This is a genomic window from Streptomyces sp. NRRL WC-3742 (genome assembly GCF_000720635.1).
Classification (GTDB): domain Bacteria; phylum Actinomycetota; class Actinomycetes; order Streptomycetales; family Streptomycetaceae; genus Kitasatospora.
The window spans coordinates 46,220-52,219 of sequence record NZ_JOCF01000058.1; the positions used below are offsets into that span (position 1 = coordinate 46,220).

A 6,000-nucleotide genomic window follows, 5' to 3' on the forward strand; every position below is an offset into this window, starting at 1 on the left:
CGGCGGTGGCACCATCGGCAGATGGTGCTACTGTCGCTAGCATCATGTTGCTGAAGCTGGACATCGGAGACGCCCGGCCGCTGCACGAACAGGTCGCGGGCGCCATCAGACGCGCCGTCGCCGAGGGCGAGTGCGCCCCCGGGGACAAACTGCCGCCCGCCCGCGAGCTGTCGCAGGCCCTGGGGGTCAACACCAACACCGTCCTGCGCGGGCTGCGCGCCCTGCGGGACGAAGGGGTGCTGGAGTTCCGCCGGGGCCGGGGCATCACGGTCGCGGCGGAGGCCGGCGCCAGGTCGGAACTGGCCGAACGCGTACGGCAGTTGATCGCCGACGCGGCCAGGGCCGGGTACAGCAGGAACGATCTCGTGGATCTGATCAGGGGGATGTCATGAACGTCGCGAAGGACCCGAAGGACCCGATAGACCCGAAGGACCCGAAGGACCCGAAGGACGAGGAGCCCGCTTCCCGCCGGCCGGTCAGCCGGGGGGCGCTCTGGGGCGCGGTCGCCTGGACGCTGGGCGTCATGGCGCTGCTGCTCGCCATGCCGCTGGCCGCCCGCGACCGGCTGCCGGAGCAGGTGGCCACCCACTGGAGCGGGAGCGACCCGGACGGTTCGATGTCCGTGACGGCGGCGGCCCTGTTCCCGGCCGGGATCTGGCTGCTGGTGACGCTCTTCGTCGCGGCCGCCTTCCGGTTCCGGCTCGGCCAGGCCCGCGCCGTGTTCGCGGCGGTGCTGGCCTGCACCGGCGTCCTGCTGACGGGCGCCCAGGCGAGCATCGTGCACGCCAACCTGGACCGCGCCCGCTGGCAGGACGCCGAGCCGATGGGCCTCCAGGTGGTCCTGATCATCCTCGCCTCGGGCACCGCCGGCGCACTGGCCTGGCTCGCCACCCGCCGGACCGCCGCCGCGCCCGCCGGACCCACCCCACCCACCGCCCTCGTGCCCGGCGCGCCGGTGCTGCGACTGCCGGCCGGCGAACGGGCGGTGTGGCTCTCGCACGCGGCCAACGTCCCGCTGCAGGTGGCCGCCACCGTCCTCGGACTGGGCGCGCTCGCCCTCCTGCTCACCTCGGCGACCGGCCTGACGGACGGGCCCTGGCCGGCCGTCGTCTGCCTGGCGCTGCTCGCGGTGACGCTGATGCTCGGCGCCTCCGCCCAGGTCCGGGTGACCGCGCAGGGCCTGCACGTCGGCTTCGGCCCGTTCGGCCTGCCCGCCCGCCACTGGGCGCTCGCCGACCTGGAATCGGCCCGGGTCGAGGTGCGCACCGCCCGCCAGGCCGGCGGCTGGGGGTACCGGATCAACGACCGGGGCACCACGGTGATGCTGCGCCGGGGCGAGTGCCTGGTGGTGCGCACCCGGCGCGGCGCGGACTTCGCGGTCAGTGTGGACGACGCCGAGCGGGGCGCGGGCCTGCTCAACTCTCTGCTCGCCACGGCGGCCGACGCGAAACGTTAACCGTACGGACGGCGGGAGTTGAGGGCGAAACCGCTCGATCCGGTGGTGACTGTTCGACAGTCAGCGGGTACACCAGGTGACAGCAGTCCGTGCAGGGAGGCCCCCATGACCCGTCCACAGGAACCGTCCGAGTCCGTCCGTGAAACCGCCGCCGCCGAGACACCGTCGGCCGCCGGCACCCCCCAGGACGAACGCACCGTCACCTTCCTACGCCTGGGCGTCGGGCTGATCGGCATCCTGCTGCCGATCGCCCTGCCCCTGGGCAACTGGCTGTTCGCCGAGCTGCGCGGGCAGAGCACGTCCGGCTTCTGGCCCCCGTCCATGAGCGGCTCGTACTACACCAGCACCCGCAACCTCTTCGTCGGCGGCCTGTGCGCACTCGGGGTCTTCCTGATCTGCTACCGCTTCGACCGCCGCGACGACCGCTGGAGCAGCGCCGCCGGGTTCTTCGCCCTCGGCGTCGCCCTCTGCCCGACGGCGCCGAACTCCGCCACCACCTTCCAGGCCACGATCGGCGCGCTGCACCTGGTCTTCGCCGCGCTGCTGCTCCTCCTGCTGGCGATGTTCTGCCTGCACTCCTTCCGCAACCAGAGCCACGCCCAGCCCGGCTGGGTGGACCGCGCCTACCTGGCGGCCGGGGTGCTGATCCTGGCGCTGCTGGCGCTGGCCGTCCTGGCCGGGGTGACGGGCATCGGCAAGAGCTGGCCGATCCGCCCGCTCTACCTGTGCGAGTGGTTCTGCACCTGGGCCTTCGGCGCGGCCTGGATGGGCGCGGCGATCGAACTGGCCGCCGCCAACGGCCGGTTCACCGGGCCCTCGGCCCTGCTCCCCCGCCAGTCCGCCGCCTCGCACTAGCCCTCCGGCCCGCGCCCGAACCCCCTGCCTGGACCCGCGCCCGAACCCCCGCCCGGACGTCGGCCAGGGCGATCAGCAGTGCCACCAGCACCAGGCCCGCCGCGACGGTGACGCCCAGCTGGAAGGCGTGGGCCCAGTCCGGGCGGGGGCCGGCGGCGTGGGCGAAGAAGACCGAGCCGACCACCGCAATGCCCACCGCGGAGCCGACGCGCTGCGCCGTCTGCAGCACCCCGCCCGCGCTGCCCGCCCGGGCCAGCGGCACCTGCTGGAGCGTCAGGGTCTGGTTCGGCGAGATGACCAGCCCGCTGCCCGCCCCCGCGACCAGCAGCGGCAGCGCCGTCGTCCAGCCCACCCGGGGCCCCGACCACAGCTGCACCGCCAGCGCCGAGGCCAGCAGGCCCAGCAGCACCAGGACCAGCCCGAACACCACGAGCCCGCGCCCCATCCGGCTCACCAGCCGCCCGCCCACGGCGGCGGCCACGCCCGAGCCGACCGCGAACGGGGTGATCGCCAGGCCCGCCGTCAGCGCGGCGTAGTGCAGGCCCGCCTGGAGGTAGAGCGTGAAAATGAAGAAGATCGCCGTGAACCCGGCGAAGTACACCAGGGACAGCAGCACCCCCGCCGCGTAGGAGCGCACGCCGAACAGCGCCATGCTCACCAGCGGCTCGCGCCGCCGCCCGTAAACCCGCTCCCAGGCGACGAAGGCGACCAGCAGCGCCGCCGCCAGCGGCAGCAGCAGCCAGCGCCGGGCGCCGTGCCACTGCTGCTCCTGGACGAAGGGCAGCAGCAGGGCCACCGTTCCCGCGCCGAGCAGCAGCACGCCGACGGGGTCGAAGTCGCGGTGCCCGACCCGCTCGCGGGCGGGCGGGGGCGGGGGCAGCAGCCGGTAGGCGACGGGCAGCGCGGCGAGGCCGATCGGCAGGTTGACCAGGAAGACCCAGCGCCAGCCGTCCCGCGCCCCGGCCAGATGGATCAGCAGGCCGCCCAGGAGCGGGCCGACGGCCGTGGACAGCCCGATGACGGCGCCCAGGGCGCCGAAGGCCCGGCCGCGGTCGGGCCCCTGGAAGAGGGTCTGGATGAACCCGGAGACCTGCGGCACCAGCACGCCGCCGGCCGCGCCCTGGAACAGCCGGGCCAGCACCAGCCACTCCTGGTTCTGCGCCGCCCCGGCCAGGGCGCTCGCGGCGGTGAACAGGGCGAGCCCGGTCAGGAAGACGGCCCGGCGGCTGCGCGCGTCGCCGAGGCGTCCGGCGGGGACGAGCACCAGGCCGAAGGCGAGGGCGTAGCCGCTGAGCACCCACTGCAGGCCGCTGTCGGACATGTGCAGCCCGGAGCGGACGGTCGGCAGGGCGACGTTGACGATGCTGACGTCCAGCAGGGTCATGAACCCGGCGACCAGGCAGACCGCGAGGGCCCGCCAGCGCCGCGCCCCGGCCCGTCCGCCCACGGCCGTGGCGCCGGGCGGCGGCTCTTCGGTGTCGCGAGTGGTCATCCGTGCCTCGTCGCCTCGTCGTGGGCGCTGCGGTCCGGTCATCCTCGCCCGGGCCGCAGGTCAGCGCCACCGGGCGCCCGCACCCGCCCCGCCCTCACCCGTACGGCCGAACCGGATCGCGACCGGCGCGCCCGCCCCGGAGGCTGAGCCCATGACAGTCGCCACCGAGCCCCAGCCCTCCGCCCCACCGGTCCTGGACGTACGGCAGCGCAACGTCGTCTTCGCCACCATCGTCCTCGGCATGCTGCTCGCCGCCCTGGACCAGACGATCGTCGGCACCGCGCTGCCGACCATCGTCTCGGACCTCGGCGGGGCCGCCCACATGTCCTGGGTGGTCACCGCGTACCTGCTCGCCGAGACCGTCGCCACCGTCCTCGCGGGCAAGTTCGGCGACCTGTACGGGCGCAAGCTGATCTTCCAGATGTCGGCGATCGTCTTCATCACCGGCTCGTTCCTGTGCGGCCTCTCGACCAACATGACCCTGCTGATCGCCTGGCGGGCCGTACAGGGGATCGGCGCCGGCGGCCTGATGGTCACCGCGATGGCGCTGATCGCCGACGTCATCCCGCTGCGCGAGCGGGGCAAGTACCAGGGCGCGATCGGCGCGGTGTTCGGCCTGGCGACGGTGATCGGGCCGCTGCTGGGCGGGGTGTTCACCGACCACCTGTCCTGGCGCTGGGCCTTCTACGTCAACGTGCCGATCGCGATCGTGGTCGTCATCGCCGCCGCCCGGACCATCCCCGCCGTACGGGCGGCCGTGCGCCCGGTCATCGACTACCTGGGCATCGCACTGGTCTCGGTCGGCGCCAGCGCCCTGATCCTGGCGACCAGTTGGGGCGGCAACCAGTACGCCTGGGGCTCCGGGGTGATCATCGCCCTGTTCGCGGGCGGCGCCGTCGCCCTCGCCCTGTTCTGCTGGGTGGAGACCAGGGCGGCCCAGCCGATGCTGCCGATGCGGCTGTTCCGCAACCCGGTGTTCGCGGTCTGCTCGGTCCTCAGCTTCATCGTCGGCTTCGCGATGCTGGGCGCGCTCACCTTCCTGCCGACCTTCCTGCAGTACGTGGACGGCGACTCGGCGACCGTCTCCGGGGTGCGGATGCTGCCGATGGTCATCGGCCTGCTGATCGCCTCCATCGCCAGCGGCAACATCGTCAGCAAGACCGGGCAGTACCGGATCTTCCCCATCGTCGGCACCGCCGTGATGGCCCTGGGCCTGTACCTGCTGTCCCGGCTGGAGCCCGGCACCGGCACCGCGCTCGCCTCGCTGTACATGTTCGTGCTGGGCGTCGGCATCGGGCTGAGCATGCAGGTGCTCACCATCGCCGTACAGAACACCGTCGACTACGCGGACCTCGGCACCGCCACCTCCGGCGTGACGTTCTTCCGCACCATCGGCAGCTCCTTCGGCACCGCCGTGTTCGGCACCATCTACGCCAACAGCCTCAAGACCGAGCTCACCAAGGGCGTCGGCGCCTCCGCCCGCCTCACCGGCGCCGACCCGACCGTCCTGACCCGGGCCGCCGAGAGCCCCCAGGGGCTGCACCACCTGCCCGCCGAGCAGGCCGCGCCGATCGTCCAGGCGTACTCGGACGCGCTGCACACCGTCTACCTGTGGACGATCCCGGTGGCGGCGATCGGGTTCGTGGTCGCGCTGTTCCTCAAGCAGGTGCAGCTGCGCGACACCGCCCGGGCGGGCTCCACCGACATGGGCGAGGGCTTCGCCCAACCGACCACCAGCGACTCCGACCCACACCTGGAGTACGCGGTCGGCAAGATCGTGCGCGGGGTGGACCTCACCACCGTCCGCTCGATCGTCGGCTCCGCCGGAGCGGGCGTGGACCTCGCGGGCGCCTGGGCGCTGATGGAGGTCGCCGGACACACCAAGGCCCTCGGGCACGCCTCCCTCGAACTCGTCGCCGCCCGCAAGCGCATCCCGCCCGAGGTCCTGGAACCGGTCTTCGACCGGATGGCCGCCGAGGGCCACCTCACCCGCGACGGCGACCGCCTCGCCCTCACCGAGGCCGGCTCCCGCGAGGTCCGCACCCTCGCCGCCGCCTGGTCCGACTGGCTCAACGCCCGCCTCGACGCCGACGCCGGCCGCCCCCGCAGCCCCCAACTGCGCACCGCCGCCACCGCCATCGCCTGGCGCCTCCTCACCGAAGACCTCGCCAACGGCCTCCCCACCCACCCCCCCCCC

At 73.8% G+C, this 6,000-nt stretch carries 5 protein-coding genes; 4 read left to right on the plus strand and 1 reads right to left on the minus strand.

The genetic code is table 11. The features are described from left to right. The first annotated feature begins 44 nt into the window (after positions 1–44). From IH61_RS0128365 to IH61_RS41540, 3 genes are all read left to right on the plus strand, one after another. Positions 45–392, plus strand: coding sequence for a GntR family transcriptional regulator (locus tag IH61_RS0128365; protein ID WP_031074920.1), 348 nt, complete (start codon positions 45–47; stop codon positions 390–392). Next, positions 389–1,456, plus strand: a complete 1,068-nt coding sequence (locus IH61_RS47230; protein WP_158845366.1) for a DUF1648 domain-containing protein — start codon at positions 389–391, stop codon at positions 1,454–1,456. The genes IH61_RS0128365 and IH61_RS47230 overlap by 4 nt, the downstream gene beginning before the upstream one ends. Before the next feature lie 105 nt (positions 1,457–1,561). Then, positions 1,562–2,311 (plus strand): hypothetical protein, encoded by a 750-nt coding sequence (locus tag IH61_RS41540; RefSeq protein WP_051838184.1) that lies wholly within the window; start codon positions 1,562–1,564, stop codon positions 2,309–2,311. On the opposite strand, the gene IH61_RS0128380 is transcribed toward IH61_RS41540, so the two are convergent. After that, entirely contained in the window at positions 2,262–3,803 is a 1,542-nt protein-coding gene (locus IH61_RS0128380) for an MFS transporter (protein WP_078911455.1), read from the minus strand. The two genes, IH61_RS41540 and IH61_RS0128380, sit on opposite strands and share 50 nt — an antisense overlap. Before the next feature lie 151 nt (positions 3,804–3,954). On the opposite strand from IH61_RS0128380, the gene IH61_RS0128385 reads away from it, so the two are divergent. Next, the coding region (locus IH61_RS0128385; RefSeq protein WP_031074929.1) for an MDR family MFS transporter at positions 3,955–6,000 on the plus strand (2,046 nt) is incomplete at its 3' end.

What these genes read in the sequence shown, in the direction of transcription:
- IH61_RS41540 (WP_051838184.1), top strand. Translation starts at nt 1,562, where the DNA reads ATGACCCGTCCACAGGAACCGTCCGAGTCCGTCCGTGAAACCGCCGCC.
- IH61_RS0128365 (WP_031074920.1), top strand. Translation starts at nt 45, where the DNA reads ATGTTGCTGAAGCTGGACATCGGAGACGCCCGGCCGCTGCACGAACAG.
- IH61_RS0128380 (WP_078911455.1), bottom strand. Translation starts at nt 3,803, where the DNA reads ATGACCACTCGCGACACCGAAGAGCCGCCGCCCGGCGCCACGGCCGTG.
- IH61_RS47230 (WP_158845366.1), top strand. Translation starts at nt 389, where the DNA reads ATGAACGTCGCGAAGGACCCGAAGGACCCGATAGACCCGAAGGACCCG.